General features: G+C 60.6%; 11 protein-coding genes. 7 read left to right on the top strand and 4 right to left on the bottom strand.

The window, feature by feature from the left end; translation table 11 throughout:
* Positions 1-412: 412 nt before the first annotated feature.
* The 3 genes from E2F49_RS11555 to E2F49_RS16805 all read right to left on the bottom strand — a co-directional run bounded on the left by E2F49_RS11555 (position 413) and on the right by E2F49_RS16805 (position 4,401).
* Entirely contained in the window at positions 413-1,042 is a 630-nt protein-coding gene (locus tag E2F49_RS11555) for a nucleoside/nucleotide kinase family protein (protein ID WP_133394018.1), read from the bottom strand.
* Positions 1,039-2,682 (bottom strand): hypothetical protein, encoded by a 1,644-nt coding sequence (locus E2F49_RS11550; protein WP_165971219.1) that lies wholly within the window; start codon positions 2,680-2,682, stop codon positions 1,039-1,041. Before E2F49_RS11550 ends, E2F49_RS11555 begins: the two co-directional genes overlap by 4 nt.
* A gap of 1,230 nt (positions 2,683-3,912) precedes the next feature.
* The gene (locus E2F49_RS16805; protein WP_133394016.1) at positions 3,913-4,401 is read right to left on the bottom strand and encodes a helix-turn-helix domain-containing protein; all 489 of its coding nucleotides are present in this window, start codon (positions 4,399-4,401) and stop codon (positions 3,913-3,915) included.
* A 91-nt stretch (positions 4,402-4,492) separates the two neighbouring features.
* Between E2F49_RS16805 and E2F49_RS11540 the strand changes: the two genes are divergently transcribed.
* From E2F49_RS11540 to E2F49_RS11520, 5 genes are all read left to right on the top strand, one after another.
* A complete protein-coding gene (locus E2F49_RS11540) occupies positions 4,493-5,200 on the top strand; it encodes a coiled-coil domain-containing protein (protein ID WP_133394015.1) in 708 nt (235 codons plus the stop codon).
* A 44-nt stretch (positions 5,201-5,244) separates the two neighbouring features.
* On the top strand, positions 5,245-5,931 hold the full coding sequence (locus E2F49_RS11535; RefSeq protein ID WP_133394014.1) for a hypothetical protein: 687 nt from the start codon (positions 5,245-5,247) through the stop codon (positions 5,929-5,931).
* 316 nt (positions 5,932-6,247) lie between these two features.
* Positions 6,248-7,456: a DUF6361 family protein gene (locus tag E2F49_RS11530; RefSeq protein ID WP_133394013.1), complete on the top strand. Its 1,209-nt coding sequence runs from the start codon at positions 6,248-6,250 to the stop codon at positions 7,454-7,456.
* Positions 7,453-9,288 (top strand): phospholipase D family protein, encoded by a 1,836-nt coding sequence (locus E2F49_RS11525; protein ID WP_133394012.1) that lies wholly within the window; start codon positions 7,453-7,455, stop codon positions 9,286-9,288. Before E2F49_RS11530 ends, E2F49_RS11525 begins: the two co-directional genes overlap by 4 nt.
* Positions 9,285-12,377, top strand: a complete 3,093-nt coding sequence (locus tag E2F49_RS11520; RefSeq protein WP_165971218.1) for a DEAD/DEAH box helicase family protein — start codon at positions 9,285-9,287, stop codon at positions 12,375-12,377. The genes E2F49_RS11525 and E2F49_RS11520 overlap by 4 nt, the downstream gene beginning before the upstream one ends.
* 260 nt (positions 12,378-12,637) lie before the next feature.
* Here E2F49_RS11520 and E2F49_RS11515 read toward each other — a convergent pair whose 3' ends face one another.
* The gene (locus E2F49_RS11515; protein WP_133394010.1) at positions 12,638-12,820 is read right to left on the bottom strand and encodes a hypothetical protein; all 183 of its coding nucleotides are present in this window, start codon (positions 12,818-12,820) and stop codon (positions 12,638-12,640) included.
* A 560-nt stretch (positions 12,821-13,380) separates the two neighbouring features.
* Here E2F49_RS11515 and E2F49_RS11510 point away from each other — a divergent pair.
* Both E2F49_RS11510 and E2F49_RS11505 read left to right on the top strand, forming a co-directional pair.
* On the top strand, positions 13,381-14,973 hold the full coding sequence (locus tag E2F49_RS11510; protein ID WP_133394009.1) for a phage holin family protein: 1,593 nt from the start codon (positions 13,381-13,383) through the stop codon (positions 14,971-14,973).
* Positions 14,966-15,928, top strand: a complete 963-nt coding sequence (locus E2F49_RS11505) for a hypothetical protein (RefSeq protein WP_133394008.1) — start codon at positions 14,966-14,968, stop codon at positions 15,926-15,928. The genes E2F49_RS11510 and E2F49_RS11505 overlap by 8 nt, the downstream gene beginning before the upstream one ends.
* The last annotated feature ends 53 nt before the right edge of the window (positions 15,929-15,981 follow it).

Raw genomic sequence — 15,981 nt, 5'->3', positions numbered from 1 at the left:
GGAGCCACTATCGCCGCTAGCGCCGCTTCTACAAACCGATTCTGGCCCACTTAAGTAGAACCTATCCTACAATCGGCACACTTCAGTGCACATCTATTCCCCAATAGGTCTGACGCAGCGTGGGTCGATACAAGGCGACCGCCTACAAATACCCGCCGTTCGCGACCGCCGTACGGCGCCACGTTTAGTACGGACTGTCATCCGACCTCGCGCCGCCGTGCGGGCTCTGCCGCGACGCAGTCGTTCTCAATGCCGCGTGCCTCGACGGCACGGCCATCGCCCTCTTGGAGGGACCGCGTCCTAGCACTTCCGCGCACCACGGGATAGGGCGCCACAGCCTGCCGGCATCGTGGCCGCGGAACCCTCGCTGGACATTAGAGCGCCCCAAGCGCTCGCCGCCATCGAGCGAACCTCAGGTCTCGCGGAATCCACCCAGCCCGGCGAGGACATCGGCAGCACACTGCTCCACGGAGCGACGAGTATCGCAGCGCAGCCATCCGTGGACTCCTGCCGCCCGATCGAAGGCGCCGGTCGTTGCGGCGTGCTCGTCGAAGTTGGTGACCACCAGGCTGTCGAGTCCACGCGTGCGCACATGCGCCCGGTCCCATGACACCTCAGGCGGGCAGGTGGCGGCCACGACGACGTCAGGACGCCGTACGCCGAGCTGCGCATTGATCCGCAGCACGTCCTCGAACGGAACCATTCGCCTGAAGGCCGCGTCCGATGGATACCATCGGTCCATCAGCACCACGCTGCTATCGGCGGCGCTCGCCAAGACCTCTCGAGAGATCCAGGCCCTTCCACGTGCCAGTTGCTCGCAGATGGCGAGCTCGACGGCCGGGCTGGGCGAGGCGCGAAACGCCTGAAGCGACTGGCGGGTCGCCTCGCGGTACGGATCCAAGTCCTTCTCCGTCCACGTGACGCATCTGCGTCCGCCGTCGCGCAGTGCAGATGCCACCGCGTTGAGAAGCGTGGTTTTGCCAACGCCCTTTGGGCCGTCGAAGCAGATAAACGTCGCAGTGCGCACGCTCGAGACCGTCATGCGGTCACGGCACCTACGGCCTGATCGGCGCCGAGCGCCTGCGACGGCTGGCCCACGACGCTGCCATCCCGGTACAGCGAAATCCCGATGCACCCCTCATCACGCGCCGTCAGGACGGCAGTCGCAACGTCCGCGGCCGTGCTGGACCGGGGCAGGTTGATCGTCTTTGAGATGCCGCCATCCATGAATGCCTGGAACGTGGCTTGGGTCCGGATATGGGCTTGGAATGCGAGTTCGTGCGCACAGACCGCGGTGTTTCGGATTCTCTCGGGTACACCATCGATGTCACCCAGGCTCATGCCAGCGGCCAGCAGCTCCGCGACGCGCACGACGCCGTCCTCATCGAAGCCGGCTGCACGCAGCGCCCGCGCGAGGCTGGGTTGGAGCTGGCAAGTCGCTTCGGCGTCCTCGACCATCTGGCGGGTGTATAGACCGAACATCGGCTCCATTCCTCCGGTCACGTTCGCGAGCAGGCCCAGCGTGCCATTGGCGGCGATCGCCAAGAGCGCGGCATTGCGCCGAGGCGGCCGCCCATCCCCGCCTTGCAGCGAGGGGTCGCAGGAGCCGCGCTCGCGCGCGAGCGCCTCGCTCTCCGCGTAGGCGACCTGGGACAGCCGTCCCATGACGGTACGCGCAAAAGCCAGAGCATCCTCCGAGCCGTACCGGATACCCAGCTCCAGCAGCGCATCGGCATACCCCATGACGCCGAGACCGATCTTGCGGCCCTGCGCGCAACGCTCCGCGACTATGGGAGAGGCATGCCGCTGTAGGTCATGCATGTTGTCGAGGCACCGGACGCCGATTCTCGCGGCGCGAATGAAGCGCGCGACGTCAAAGTGGCCGCTTGAGACGAACCGGGCGAGGTTGAGCGTGCCCACGAGCGACGATTCGTTCTCGCGGAGTGGCGTCTCGCCGCAGAGATTGAGCACCAGGCGCTCGCCATTGGGCGACCGCGCTGCCTTCTGGCCAGCGAAGGCGATCGACGGGGTGCCTGTCGCCGCGATGGAGTCGCAGATCGTGCCCCACCGTCGCACTGCTTCGTCATCGCCTGCCGCGAGCAACGCGAAGAACGCATCGGTCAGCTCGACGTTGGTATGCGTGACTGATAGGCGTCCGGCCAGCTCGATGAACGCATCGCAGCGGGGATGGAGGGCGTCCACCGTCACGGCGCTGTGCGCCTTACGCTTTCTACCCGGATTGAGCGCGGTAGTCTCCCGCTCGATTACCTCGGTCAGGGACACGGGGTCCTCGAGTGCAGTCAGGTCGTAGCCGATACCGCCGCACCCGTCGTGAATCGTCCGAGCGACCTCGAATCCCCCCGTTTCAATCGGTGGCGAAAGAACGTGGCAGGCAAACAGGTTGACCCGGCTCTCCTGTTCGCTGTTCATCATCGCCGGGCTATTAGGGAAGAACGCGCCATCGTGGACGAGTGCTCGCAGTGTCTCACCCAGTGCCTCCGCCCGGTCCGTCGACGTGTACCGGCGCTCAACTTCGACGAAAAGACGCTGCACCCGCTTGGGGATTTCGCCCCACACCCCCTCCGCCGGGCGCGCGAAGAAGCGGGGCTTCAGCGCCTGCAGGTACGGATTGTCCAACGCCCAGACAGGCAGATCGGGAACGAGGCAATTCGGTCGACTCATGGCGTCGCTTTCCATAGCAATGTGGTTGGACTCATCAGATGTAAGGCATGGAAGGCGATCTCGGCAAGCCCGGGATTTCAGAGCGACGCAGCGGTCGGGACTCGGAAGAAGTGGCACGCGATTGAGCACGTGGATGCCGAGAGTGCAGCGCGTTCGGGATCAAGCGAATCAGGACCAGCTCAGGAGTGGTGACTCGGGACAGAGCAGGGTAGGCATTAGGGAAATTTATCGAGGGTAGGGGAGCGGTTTCTCAACCAATGCGGACGTTCTGTTACTCCGCTCGAACGCGCACCGATCACGGTCAGTAGTGAGCAGCGCCGTAACGCAACTAACGGCAGTTGTGACTCATGGCATTCGCGGCGGCTGAGTCAATGGCTACCCGCATACGAAAGCAGTCGGCCGCAGAACTTCGCGCGCATCGAAGGGCATCTGGCTGAAAAGCAGAGTCCCGGGCAATTGGCCGGCGGCTCCGGACTGGCGAGTCACGAAAAAAAACTACCAGTGGATCTACTTGACCCAGCATCGGAATGCCGTGCTGCGTCTGAGTCGTCGCCGCTGTCAAAGCCGCAGGCGTGTCGGACAAGCTCAATCTTTCTTTGCGCAACCTTCCCATGAATCCTAACGGCCGAGCTTAATGAAGCGCAGTGAGGCGGAGCGGACGGGGAACTGCTGCCTAATCATTGGCGATCTTCTCTGTGCTGAAGGGCTTCTTGCCTGCGAGTCTCTGCCTCAATAGCGTTTAGCACTCTAATCAAATCCTCTTCGGTTTCAATGTAACGGCATGCAATCGAGGTTTGGCGGCGGTTGTCAGGGGGAGCTTCCACCGATTCTCTGTGGAAGAGGGATGACAGCCATCTGAAGAAGTTCATGCATTGACCTTGGTAATGCGACTTTTCAAGCAGGTTGGGGTATCGAACTCGTTAGGTGGTGCTGATCCACCACAGGATCCGCACGTGACTGATGCCTTCGCTCGTGCACACTCAATCAGTGCCTGCGTGCCTGGGTTACGGATGCTCAGGCTGACGTGCAGAACACCAAACTTCTCCTTGATCTGTTCGATCGTCTGAGATCGGATCGACTGCATTGCGATAGCGTCAATCGTCTCCTCGACAACCAGGCGCCATCCGCTTGGGAGGATGTACTGGCTCGCTTCAATGGTCTGATCTGTCACGAGGGTAGGGTGTGCACTCCTGAGGCTTGAGAGCCACTCCGTATGAGCAGGGTCATCGTCTACCACGGCACGTCACCTCGATAGTCTTCAAGATGAAAGCCCCTTGAGGCTTCTCTAATCAACTGGATCGCGGTGGCTCGTTCATCAGCGCGGCCGTGGTAGCCATCGATGTAGCGATTGACGTGATCCAGCACAGATCGATCACGCGAGTAGCCGCCGGCCTCTATCAAGGCATCCATCTCACGCCTAGTGTCAGTGATGCGCACTCCTAGGCGCTCTAGAAGCAGCCGTGCCCCGTCCGCGTCCCTCATGAAGGCACTGGGGGAGGTCCGACAGCACTGCGCGATCTGAGCCAACTGCTCCACGCTCGGAGAAGCAATCCCCCGCTCAAAGCGGGCCACTGACCCGTGACCAGCGGCCCCAATGGCTGTCGCTACGTCGCCTTGGGTGACGTTTGCAGCCTGTCTGTGGAGGCGAAGGATGGTGCCCACAATCTCAAGCCAAGTGATGGCCTGCTGGGGTCGATTGGGGGCGTTGTCGGAATTCATGGGAGAAGTGTAACGCTAGACAATAGATCACAGTGTGATCTAAAATCACAATTCAGCCACTTGAGTGGCAACTCAGAAAAAGGACGATCAGATGAATCCTTCGCAGCAGTTCATCCTCAAGGTGTTCAAGCGCTACGGCGTTTTTGTGGGCTTTGACGTTGAGTTGGATACCGTGCCGAGGCTTCCGCGAGAGGCACCTGCAACGCTCGCAGAACTGCGTGACCTGATCATCGAATTGACCGAGGCAGATGAGGTCCATGTCTTCATGCCAGTCGAATGCGGTGGCAAGGCCTTGGTGCGCAAGGTCAAGCACAACTACTCATACTTCGAGCTCGATGGTCTGGTGGAAGGACTGATGCGGGAGGGCAAGCGCAGTGCCAAGCGTAAGTACACGCGCCTCTTGGATCAGCAGAAGGACGACCACGAGGTTGCACTCATGGATGTCATGGACGCCAAATTTGATCTGGAAGATCAGATGGAAGATCTAAAAGAGCAGTTGGAACTGAAGGCTCAGGCACACCAACGTGAGCGTCAGGCCATGTCTGCTGTGGAGCAGAAGAAGGTTGATGCGGCGATGGCCGAACTGCAGAAGAAACTTGCAGACCTTCAGTTCGTCTACAGCGACTTGTCGCCTGAAACCAAGGCCCGCATCGAGGAAGACAAGAAGATCGCGTATGCCAAGCGCAAACAAGAAGTTCGCGAGCAGTTGTGCTCATGTAATGGAGCGCATGAAAGCTGCAGCCGTTGTGGTGGCAAGGGGACGTACAAGATCAACGGCAACGATGACATCGTTGGATGAGTGTCTACCAAGGTTCAAGTGCACCGTACTCCGCTAGCCCCTGCGTGCCAGATCTCATCTGGCGCGTTCTTGTGGGTAAGAAAGCTGTTGTTCCTCCATCAGTGATCGACGCTGCACATCCCCGCCTGCAATGCATCGTGCTGCATGAGGGAGATCCCGTAGTGCATCAAGAGCAGGGTGTTGTCGTTGAGGTGCTGGTTCCTGGATCCAATGCGGACTTCTGGGATTGGGTTGCACCTGTCTGCAACGCTGAAAGGCTAACGATGGCGCTGACCATAGCATCGCCCTCCGAGATTCCATCAAACGTCAAGTCGGTACTAACGCTGCCACCAACAGATCATGGGCAATTACAAACGATTAATGCTGTGCTGGATCTCCATGGCGACGACCATCTACTCACCGGATCCCTAGATCCAGAGTTGAAGTGCATGCGCAAGGGCGCAGCGATCGAGTTCCATGACGTTCCAGCAGCAACTGTGGAGGAGGCAAGAGACGGCCTGCAGTTACTGGTTCCCAGATACACGTCGATGAGCCCTGTCGGAGTGATTGGGGCTGTGCGTTATAGCAACTCTCTCCACTTCCAAGTCTTCGATGCATTCGGCGATGTGTTTGAGGGGCCATCCGGGCCCTTCGAGGCCGAGGTGCATGTCAACATTCGCTATGAGTGGAGAGAGGCGCTGCAGCCTGGCGTTTCGGTCCTCATGGTTGGTCGCTCTTGCGTCGATCACTGAGCGATGGGTGTCAGCCTATCCGTGGCCACCGTCATTGATGGCTGTCTGCGCACCTCCATGGTCGCATCAGTCACGCGGCCATTCGTAGGCTCGCTGGAAAGTGACTGTGACGTGGCAAGAACGTTCTCTTGCACCGACTTTTAGAAGATCTAGAAGGCTCGAGGCGGACCTCTGTCGGAACGTTGACGGTTGAATCGAGAGACCTCACCTAGTCGAGCGCAGACACTAGTCAAGGAAGGGTTATCTTCTGCCGCGTGTGCTGTGCCAAGTCTGCATACTTGTTCGCCACCAAAGCTCCTCGAACGGAAGAACCCACGTGATCGGCTGGATACTGTTGTCGCGCCAAGCGGTTGCCAGCGCCGAGAGAGCGCTGCGCAATGATCAGCAGGGCGTGCGTGATGAAATTGGCTTCTTGGCGCTGCATCAGGGAATTGCTGACCGGTTGTTCCCAGGAACGTCTGTACTTCACACGAGGCTCCGCTACGCGTTGTTTATCCCGTGGCTGATGATGCAGTCAGGCGGTCGGTCTGATCGATTTCGTAAGGACGCGCTGACGCTTACCCGGCAGCTGGTGCAGTGGAAGGATCCGGCAGGGAGAGGGCAGGATGGCATCATCGGTGGCAGCCTTCAGCGCGAGCCCAGCCAGACCGCAGCGATGATCTACTGGAGCGCGCTATCACGCTGGAAGATCCTGCATGCCAGACCGGGGCAGGCGCCGCAGACACGCATCCAAGTCTTACGGCAGATCGAGTCTATGCAGGCCGGCGGATCGATGCGTCAATTGTCGATCGATGGAGAGACCGCGTGGTCGTTGGATGCGCAACCCTTCGTCACGCTTCCGTCCCCGCCTGCTGAGCTGGGACACCCAGACAAGCCTATCGGATTCGCACTCACAGCGACGGAGCGAGCCTTCTTTCGAAGGCAGCTCATGGCGGTCCAGCGCGCCGACGGACAGCAAAGCCTGTTGGGTCGGCTTACAGAACACCGAACCTCGGTGGCAAGCATCGATTCTCCTTGGCACAACGCCATCAGGCGAGTGGCCGATACTGAGGACCGGAACGTCTTGATGCTGGCCGAGCAAGCCTCGGCGCTCGCAGGCATCGGGCGTGCGGTCTACGCCGCCCTGGTCGAACAGGCCAAGAACAGCGACACCGGCCAGCGTAGCCGCACCTACCGGGACCACTTGTCGGTCATGCGCGATGAGCATGGCGCTATCGCACAGGCACTGGAATTGGATGCGTTGCGGGCATGTGTCCCCGGTCAGCCGGAAGCGTTGGTTCAGGTGCTTGGTGCGACGCAGGACTGGCTGCGATCCGGTCGGTCGGATTGCGCCTACCTCCATGAGGTGTATCGCCGCGCCGAGGTGGAGCGGAAGCGCGATCGGGCCCGTCTCGGCGCGACTTTGGGTGCACGGAAGCGACGTGCCGAGTGGAACACGCCGCGTATGCCGCATCCGCTTGCGGAGACGCTGCACTACCGTTGGGGAAAAGTGCGCATGCTGTTGAACGATCTCAACGAGCGATGAAATCGCAGTTTCCGCATCTATCATTTCTGGACTGCATCCGGCCGGAACCGGGTTGGCAGACGGACTGCGCCCTCGTGTCCACATACTCGGCGCAGGTGCCCGTGATCGCGGCCGTCTTGTTGGCGCTATCAGGTGAGGTGGACGAGACCGGGTCCGGATCACGGGTGGGTTTGGTGCGTGCGCTAACGGGTTTGCGCGGCAAGGTGCACGTCGTACTGCAATCTGGACGGCTGACCCAAGGAAGGCATGACAGCGCGATAGCTGCACTGCTTGATCAGTTCCTGGTGCAGGTGCCGTGGAATGAATCGGCCGGCGCTGATGGGAAGTCCTGGCATGCCAAGTTCATGCTTGTGCGTCAGGTCCCCGAAGAGCGCGGGTCGACGGCGGAGCGCTGGGTGTTCATGCTCGGTAGTCGCAACCTGACGTTGGACACGTCATGGGATATCGGTTTCTCGTTGAAGGGCGGTGGACCTGGTGGCCGAGACGTGACGCCCCAGCGAATTGAAGGTGTCGCACGGCTTGCTACGGACTTGGGGGCCCAGTTCCCGGCACTTGCACGTTGGACGGAATTGGCCAGCGCTCTCCGTTCGGTGGCGTGGTCCGTACCCCGTGGCCTCTCAGTCGCTGACCTGCAACTGATGTTGCCGGGTGACGTGACGCGCTCGTTGCCGAAGCCGATACCGCAGCTGCAGCGATTGGTAGCCGTGTCGCCCTTCCTCGACAAGGGCGCGGTCGCTGATCTTGGGCGCTGGCCCCGCCGTGACGAACATACACGCTTCCAGTTGCTGTCGACCCGCTCCGCCTTGGAGGGGGTGCTGGGGGAGGGCGGAAAACTCGCTGGCTACGAACTGCTGGCCCTTGCCGAGCCGGAGCTGGAATCCGCTCCCCATGCCCCGCTGTCCGATGACGAAGCGATCGAGGCGGACCGCATTGGATTGCATGCCAAGATGATCTACGCAGAACATGCGACAGGTAACACGCTTTGGCTGGGCAGTCCCAATTTGACACGTCGCGCATGGACGCGAAACGCCGAGTGCGTGCTGAAACTAGAAGCTCAAGATAAATACGGAACGGATCTGTTACGCGGTGGCCTGGAAGCATTGCTTGACTGCGCCGACACGATCGACGACGAAGCCTTGGACGGTAGTGTGAGCGCGCCATCCATCGAGGACCGCTTAGCGTCGGCGCGCAACGCAGTGGCTGCTCAGCTTGCCATCGGGAAACAGAGAAGGACGCCGTCGGGGGGCGTGGTGATTCAGTGTGGCCAGGTCCCACGCCCCGCAGATGCCAAGATCACCCTGCATTGTGGGCAAATGAGGGGAGCACTGACTGAGTGGCCAGATGGTGCCACCAGTCACGTCCTGGCGGCTGGTGGGGTTGATTCCGATTGCGTGCACTGTCGACTTGAGCTAGAGGGCGTGGCCATATCGTGGGTGCAGGTCGTGCCCTTCGAGCCTTCGCTCGATGTCGAGCAGCGTGATGCGCAGGTGCTCAGCGAGTACCTGGGATCCCGCCAGATGTTGTCGTGGATCCATTCCGTGCTAACCGGCTACACGGATGGGGATGAGGGTGGACGCTGGGATGATGACCCGTCTCGCGCCCCTAAGCGTCCTCATAAGAGCCGGGTGACGCATCTGGAGCTGCCGACGCTGGAACAGGCCTTGCGCATGTGGCTCAAGGACAGGTCGCGACTTGACGAAGTGGACCGCATCCTCGAATTGCGTCGCCGCAGCATAGGTGGTGACCAGGCTGATGCAGAAAGGGAGCATCTCGACCGCTTCGCCACGACGTGGCGGGTCATTCGCTCGGGATTGCCGGGGGCCGCATCGTGAGCATCCGCGCGAAGCCCTTCCAACAGGCCACGATCGAAGCTGCGTTTCGTACTCTGACCAGTCGTGGCCCCCGCCGTTTTCTGGTGGCGGACGAGGTAGGGCTAGGCAAGACCATCGTCGCCAGTGGCGTCATCCAGAAGATGACGCGCAGTCGCCGCAAGGGCCCACTTTGCGTCCTGTACGTGTGCTCTAACCTTACCATTGCCCGACAGAACATGGATGGGTTGTTGTCGTTTCTTGGGAAAAAGGAGCGAGAGGAAGCAATTGGCACGATCGACCGTCCTAGTCTGATGCCGACGCGGGAAATGCCGACCCATCCTGGGGTACGGGTGTTCCAACTCACACCTGACACGGCCATTCCGACCCGCAAGGGCCAGCGTCGCGACGGCCGAATGGAGGAGCGTGCGCTCGCGCTGGTACTGATCAGACAGATCGCACCAAATGTAAGCACGGCGGGCCTCTTCCGCGCGTTTAAACGCAACGCAGGTGTTTCCTTTAAAGGTTGGGTAAAGCACTACCAGCAAATGGGTGCAGAACGAAAGGGTCTAGGCGGCGGCGAATACCGCGCCAGATTCCGGGATGCCCTCCGGGAGGTGCTTGGCATTACAGAAGGCGGTCATCTCCCGCCACGATTGAACCAGTTTCTGCAGGAGCGCAACTACCAGGACCTTGTCGCTGCAGCGCGCACGGCGCTGGCGATCGCTGCTCTGCGCGATATCGCGCCAGATTTGGTGATCTTTGACGAGTTTCAGCGCTTCCGCGATCTGACAGATGAAGGCGATGAGCCGGAAGCCGATTCTGATGGGAATGAAAGCGCAGACATTCGTGAGCGTGCAGCGGCACGCGTAATGGATGCGATCCGTGGCGACGCTGGCAGTGATGCCCCCGCGCTACTTTTGCTGTCGGCTACGCCCTATACGCCGTATCGCAGCCGACAGGAGCGGCGAGTCGCAGGGGCAGCTGAGGATCAACACAGCTCGGATTTCTTCAGCTTGGTGTCCTTCTTGGCAGCGGACGGAATGGTTGCGGACCAAGCATTGCAGCTGTTTTCCAAGCTCCGTGAGGAATTGCAGAAGGGCGAACTTCGTTCCGAGCGGGCCGTTGATCTGCGTGGGGAGCTGACGGCGCTGCTGACCCCGTTGATGTCCCGTACAGAGCGGACGAGTGTTCGCCTCAACTCCTGCGATGGCCATTCGTCCTCCAAGCTGATTGAGAGCGAACTGCTTCCATCGGACTTGCGCCAGTTTCAAGACATGCACGACTGCCTTAGTGAGCAGGATCGGGACTGGATAGTCCCGCTATGGCAGTCCGTTCCATTGCCCATGCAAACGCTGGGTAACCGCTACACAGCATGGCGGCGAAAGAGGAGAATGCCGGCCCAGGTCGAACTATCTAAACAGGTCCGCGACGAGTACAAGAAGCCCGCCCATTGGCCGCATCCACGTCTGCGCGCGTTGATAGCGACGACGTCGGGCGTCTCGATGGCTATGCCGTGGTCGCGGCCGTCACTGCCATGGTGGCCTCTGGCGCGGAATTGGAAGTTTGATGGCAGTGCCGCTGACGACGATAAGCTGTTGGTGTTCAGTCGCTTTCGCGCCGTGCCCACCGCGTTGTCTGGGCTGCTCAGTTACACCGCAGAACAGCGGATGGTGCCGCGCCTGCGAGATGGTGAAACCAGCTATGAGACGGTACCCAGACACTGGCTGAAGCCCTCAAGTGCGCTGCTGGAGTTGTTCCATCCGTCGCCGTTGCTGGCTTCGATTGAGCCGCTGCAGGCGCCCATAGGCAAGCTTGCTGTTATGCAGACAGGGGTCAGGCGGCAGCTGCGTGAGCGCTTGGCTGAGTTAGGGGTCAAGCTAGTGGCGAAGCGAAAGGGGCATCGCAAAAGTTGGGAGTTGCTGCCCGCGCTTGAGCTCAGAGCAGGGCTGTGGGCGACTTCCAGCAAAGCTTGGCTCGATACAAGTGATGAGCTAGGTGATGACTCTGGTGGGCTTCTGACGGAAGCCCTTCACAAGTGGGATGAGGCGGCCGTTCGAGAGTGCACTGAGATCTCCGCCCGTGAGTTGGACGAGCTGGTGGCGTTGGCGATGGAAGCGCCTGGGGTGGCACTGCTACGTGCACTTCAGCGGCATTGGCCTGAGGCGACCGACCATATGTCGGACGTCGTAAGTACCGCTTGGAACGGGTTGCGCAACTATCTCAACCGTCCATTGTTTGTCTCGGCTCTCACGAGTCGGAAGGTGAGTCGCTATCCAGCCGCGATCCGCCTAGCTGTGATCGAAGGTGGGTTCGAGTCCGTGTTGGATGAACACTTCTGGTACCTGTCACAGAAGCCTGCAAGCACGCTCTCCGAAGTACTGGCTGAGCTTCGTGCGGCTCTGCGTCTGCGCGACCCCAATGTGACGTTCCACGAACCCGCCGATGATGCGGAGGCCGCCGAGTGCGATCAGTCGTTTCGCGTTCGCTGTCATGTCGCCATTCCATTGACCGAGGGGCGCATCCACGGAAAACGTGAAATTGGCTCAGACGAACCGTTGCGGCCAGACGAGGTTCGCAGGGCGTTTAACAGCCCGTTCTGGCCCAAGGTGCTGGTGACCACATCAATCGGCCAAGAGGGGCTCGATCTACATCCATGGTGCAGTGCTCTAGCACATTGGGACTTGGCAACAGGGCCGGTGGCGCTTGAGCAGCGCGAGGGGCGAATCACTCGGTTTGCGGGGCTGGCGGTCCGGCGAGCCATTGCCAGCCGAATGCAGTTGCGTCTTATGATGAACGTAGGAACGGGCAGCCCGTGGAAGCAACTAGCGCAATTGGCGGAAAGCGAACTCGGAGACGATTCAGGGCTCGCACCTTGGTGGACCGTTGATGGGGCGAGATGCAAGAACTACGTTTTCTCTGCTTTTACGAGCGAACAGCGCATCGGACTAGACGCACTGAACCAGGAGCGCGCTTTGTACCGCTTGGTCCTGGGCATGCCCGATCAGAACGATCTAATGAACGTGTTGAAGATCAAGTTGGAGCAAGGCGAAGCTTCAGAGGTTGGCGCCGCCTGCTTGGACTTGTGCGCCTACAACAGAGAACGGGGCTAGTTGCGTGGCGCCGCCAAGCGTGACGCAAGTTGCTGTGTGTTGGAAGCGCCGGGCCAACGTTGGGCCTTAAGATCCGACACAATTCAGACCTATATAACACCGACGTGAAGCCGGTGGATTCCAGCTGCGCGACCTGGCGCTCCGCCCCCAAAGCGTCTGCCAAGGCGTGTGCTGATGTGAACAGAGGTGATACAGCGGACCTCCTTAGACGATTCTGTTGCTGTCGTTACCCATAGTGAAGGCAAGTCTCGTGGAGGATCTCAGGCCGGGCGCCAACGTCCGGCGATCGCCGCGGCATTGCGTGCGATCCATGCGTCACCGGCGCGGACCTGGAGCCTCGAGACGCTGTCGGCAATCGCGGCGATGTCCCGCTCCGCGTTCACGCTGCGGTTCAAGCAGCGGATGGGACAGCCGCCCGTGGCATACGCGGCGAAGTGGCGCATGCGGATCGCCGCCGAGGCACTGCTCGACACCACGAAACGCGTCTCGAGCGTCCCTCGGATTTCTGTCCGACGCCGCCTTCGGCGTTGCGTTCGGGCGGGAGTACGGCCTCTCGCCCGGGCGCAATCGAACAGATCGCCGGGTCGTGGCGGATGGCAGTGCGGACAGACATGCCTGACGAGGCCTGCGGCGTAGGCCGGTGACGCCGAGGAGGCGTGTGGACAGCGGATGAGGTCAGCCTGATCGCATCGGCACTTTCAAAGGCATGTAAGCGGAGCAAATTGCCTCAATCCCGTTTGACTTGTGCGTCTGTCGCATCCCCGACGGCCGGCCCGAAAGCAGCGCGATGGTAACGGCTTCCGCTTTCCGGCGACTGGGCAGCCAGAGAAGTGCGGCTTCAAGACTTCGTCCAGATGTCCAATAAACGCTTGACGCCATGCGTCGCGCTGGGACCCGCCCCATCAACTGCCGTTCTCCCGTTGACCGACCGGCTTTAGCCGACGAGCATACGAGAGGGGGGCGCTGCGAGGGCCGCCAGTTTGGACGCTCTTCAGGGGGAGCAATGCAGGAATCAACGACGCAGCAGGCGCGGCATGGTCGCGCCCGGCTTAAGGCAGAGCGCAACCAGGCATTGCTGGACAGTTGCCAGAGCCAAGTCCTTCAGCAACTGATTGGGCCCTTCGGCTTGACGCCCGCGATGTTCGATGACAAGCGCGGCGGAAACGTGACAACGCAGTACAACGCAAGTCAGGGGATATACGCGAAGGACAGCGAAGGTTACGACCGTAACAAGGACTACAAATACGACGCCGCCAAAACGGAGATCAAGCGATCGCTTGTGGCGAGCGGAGAGATGTCGAGCCAGACTTTCCTGGACAGCTACGGGAACCGCCACGAGCCGACCAAGCAGACAAATGCAAAAGGCAAGTCCGTTATGAATGCGGAGCTTGACCATCTGGTTCCGCTGCAGGAGATCCACCGCGGGGGCGGGTGGATGATGACCAAGGAACAGCGCGATGCCGTTAGCTCCGAGAAGGCCAACCTGCATTACACAACGCACAAGACGAATCAGGCGAAGAAGACCAAGCGGCCCGAAGACTTCCTCACCGAGGAAAACGGATTTGACCAGAGCGTCGTAGCGCCGAAGATCGAGCGCGCACGGGAAGCCGTCGCAGGGCACATGCCGTCCACGATGGATCGCGTGAAGTATCACTCGCACGAGCTTGCCCTGACCGGTGCACCCGAAGCCGCCAAGGGCGCTTTGCGGCAGGCCATTGGCGTCGTCCTCTACGAGGTGGTAAACGGGCTCTTTGTCGAGATCAAAGAACTGATCAGCACCCCGGGCAAGATCGACCGCCTGTTGGAACGTCTGACCGCGGCACTTGGGCGCATCACCGAGCGCGTCCGATTGAAGGTCAGCGCAACGCTGGATGCCGCCCTCCATGGAGGCCTCCAAGCTTTTGTCAGTAACCTGCTGACCTTCCTGATCAACAACCTGATCACGACCTCTGCGCGCGTGGTTACCATCATTCGCGAGAGCATGCGTGGGCTGTACGACGCGGCGAAGATCCTCGTGAGCCCGCCGGCCGGGATGCCCGGGATTGAGGTCGCGCGTTCGTCTACGAAGATCATCGCAGGCGTGGTCACAACGGTCCTTGGCATGCTGTTTGAGGAGGCCGTCAGCAGCTTTCTGCACAGCATTCCCTTCTTACTGCCGGTGGCAGGGCTTATATCACCCGCTATCACGGGAATTCTCACCGGTGTCGCGGCCTCGTTGGTCATCTACGGCATCGATCGCCTGTTTGATTGGCTGGCGTCCTCGGGAACGGAAGAGCTTGAGGTTTGCATCGGCGCGCTGGAAGCGAGCGCGGACCTCGGCACCAAGATTGCGGAACTCGCCCAGCAGCAGTTCGTGTTGTCCGAGAGCTTCCTTGATTCGGCAAGAACGGACGCACTGATCGCGGAGGCGATCTCGAACAGTGAAAAGGCCATCGCGGAGGCAGCTGAGCTCGGCGGCAGCATGGTTCGGTCTCGGAACGAAACTCTGCAAGCGCTGCGCCATTGGCGGGTGCATATGCAGGCGGCAGATGAGCAGGTCGCGAGCTTCTTGGCGACCCTTGCCTACGAGACAAATGGAAACAACGCAAATGTCTAATCTGGTCGAGCACGTATCCAAGTTGCCTCTGTCGGCCGATCTGGTCAGGCTGACAAACCCGGACGATCTCCTGAAGAGCTTCGCCCAAACCTTCGGCAAGCTCGGTGCGTTCAAGGCCACCCGCGACAAGCACAACGGTCGCAGCGCCGGGGAGAAGCTTTGGGACTTCATAACGTTTGACGACACGATAAAAGTCGCGCAGCTGGACGCTGTGGAAACTCAGGAAGCCTTCTCGAAAATGCTGGGCCAGCTGATGGTTCTGTCCATTGCGCAGGCCAAACAGTTGCAGGAGCAGCAGTGCAAGCTCGGGGCGCAGCAGGAGGCTCTCCGCAAACAGGCCTGTCGCATTGAGGATCAGGCCACTACGATTGCGGACCAGCAGAAAGACCTGGCCCGTCAAAATGAAGAGCTGGACAAGCTGGTTCGGGAGTACTTCGAACTTAAGGGGCTCACCCTCGACGGGGCAGCAAAGCTGATCCAGGTCGCCAAAGAGGTGCAAGGCACGCGCGACTCGCTTCTCGAGTCATTTCGCAGCAGCGTTCTTGACGTCAGCTCGCGTACTGAGGCCTGCGAGTCGCTCTTTTCCGCCCGCAGTGCACAAATCGAACAGCGGGCGGACGCATTGGCGGGCTCATGGAAAGCGGGATTCGACACCTTGCAGTCCGGCTTGAAGGAGCAAAAGGAGCAGGCTCGGGCGACCCTGCTGACGATCGGTGAGTTGCAGGAGTTGGCCACGATCAGTGCGGAGCACATTTCGACCCTCACGAAGGGTGTTGCCGCCTGTGTCGCAGAGGTCGAGCGCACAACCCGCGATCTTGGTGGAGCGCTCGAGGAGACCAAGCGTCATCTCGCTTGCGTGGAAGCGACCGCCCAGCGGCAGTTCCGACATCTGCTTGTTCTTGGCGTCGTGGTGATTGTGGGGGCTGCAGGTGGCTTCGCTACCGCAGTGCTCTAGTAGGTGAAGCACTCAATGCCGGTGGAAAAGGGTTCATTGTCTAGCCGCTAGTA

It is taken from the genome of Luteimonas terrae, assembly GCF_004358165.1.
Classification (GTDB): domain Bacteria; phylum Pseudomonadota; class Gammaproteobacteria; order Xanthomonadales; family Xanthomonadaceae; genus Luteimonas; species Luteimonas terrae.
Note: the sequence above shows the minus strand (reverse complement) of the source record. Positions and strands in the feature narration are given on the sequence as shown.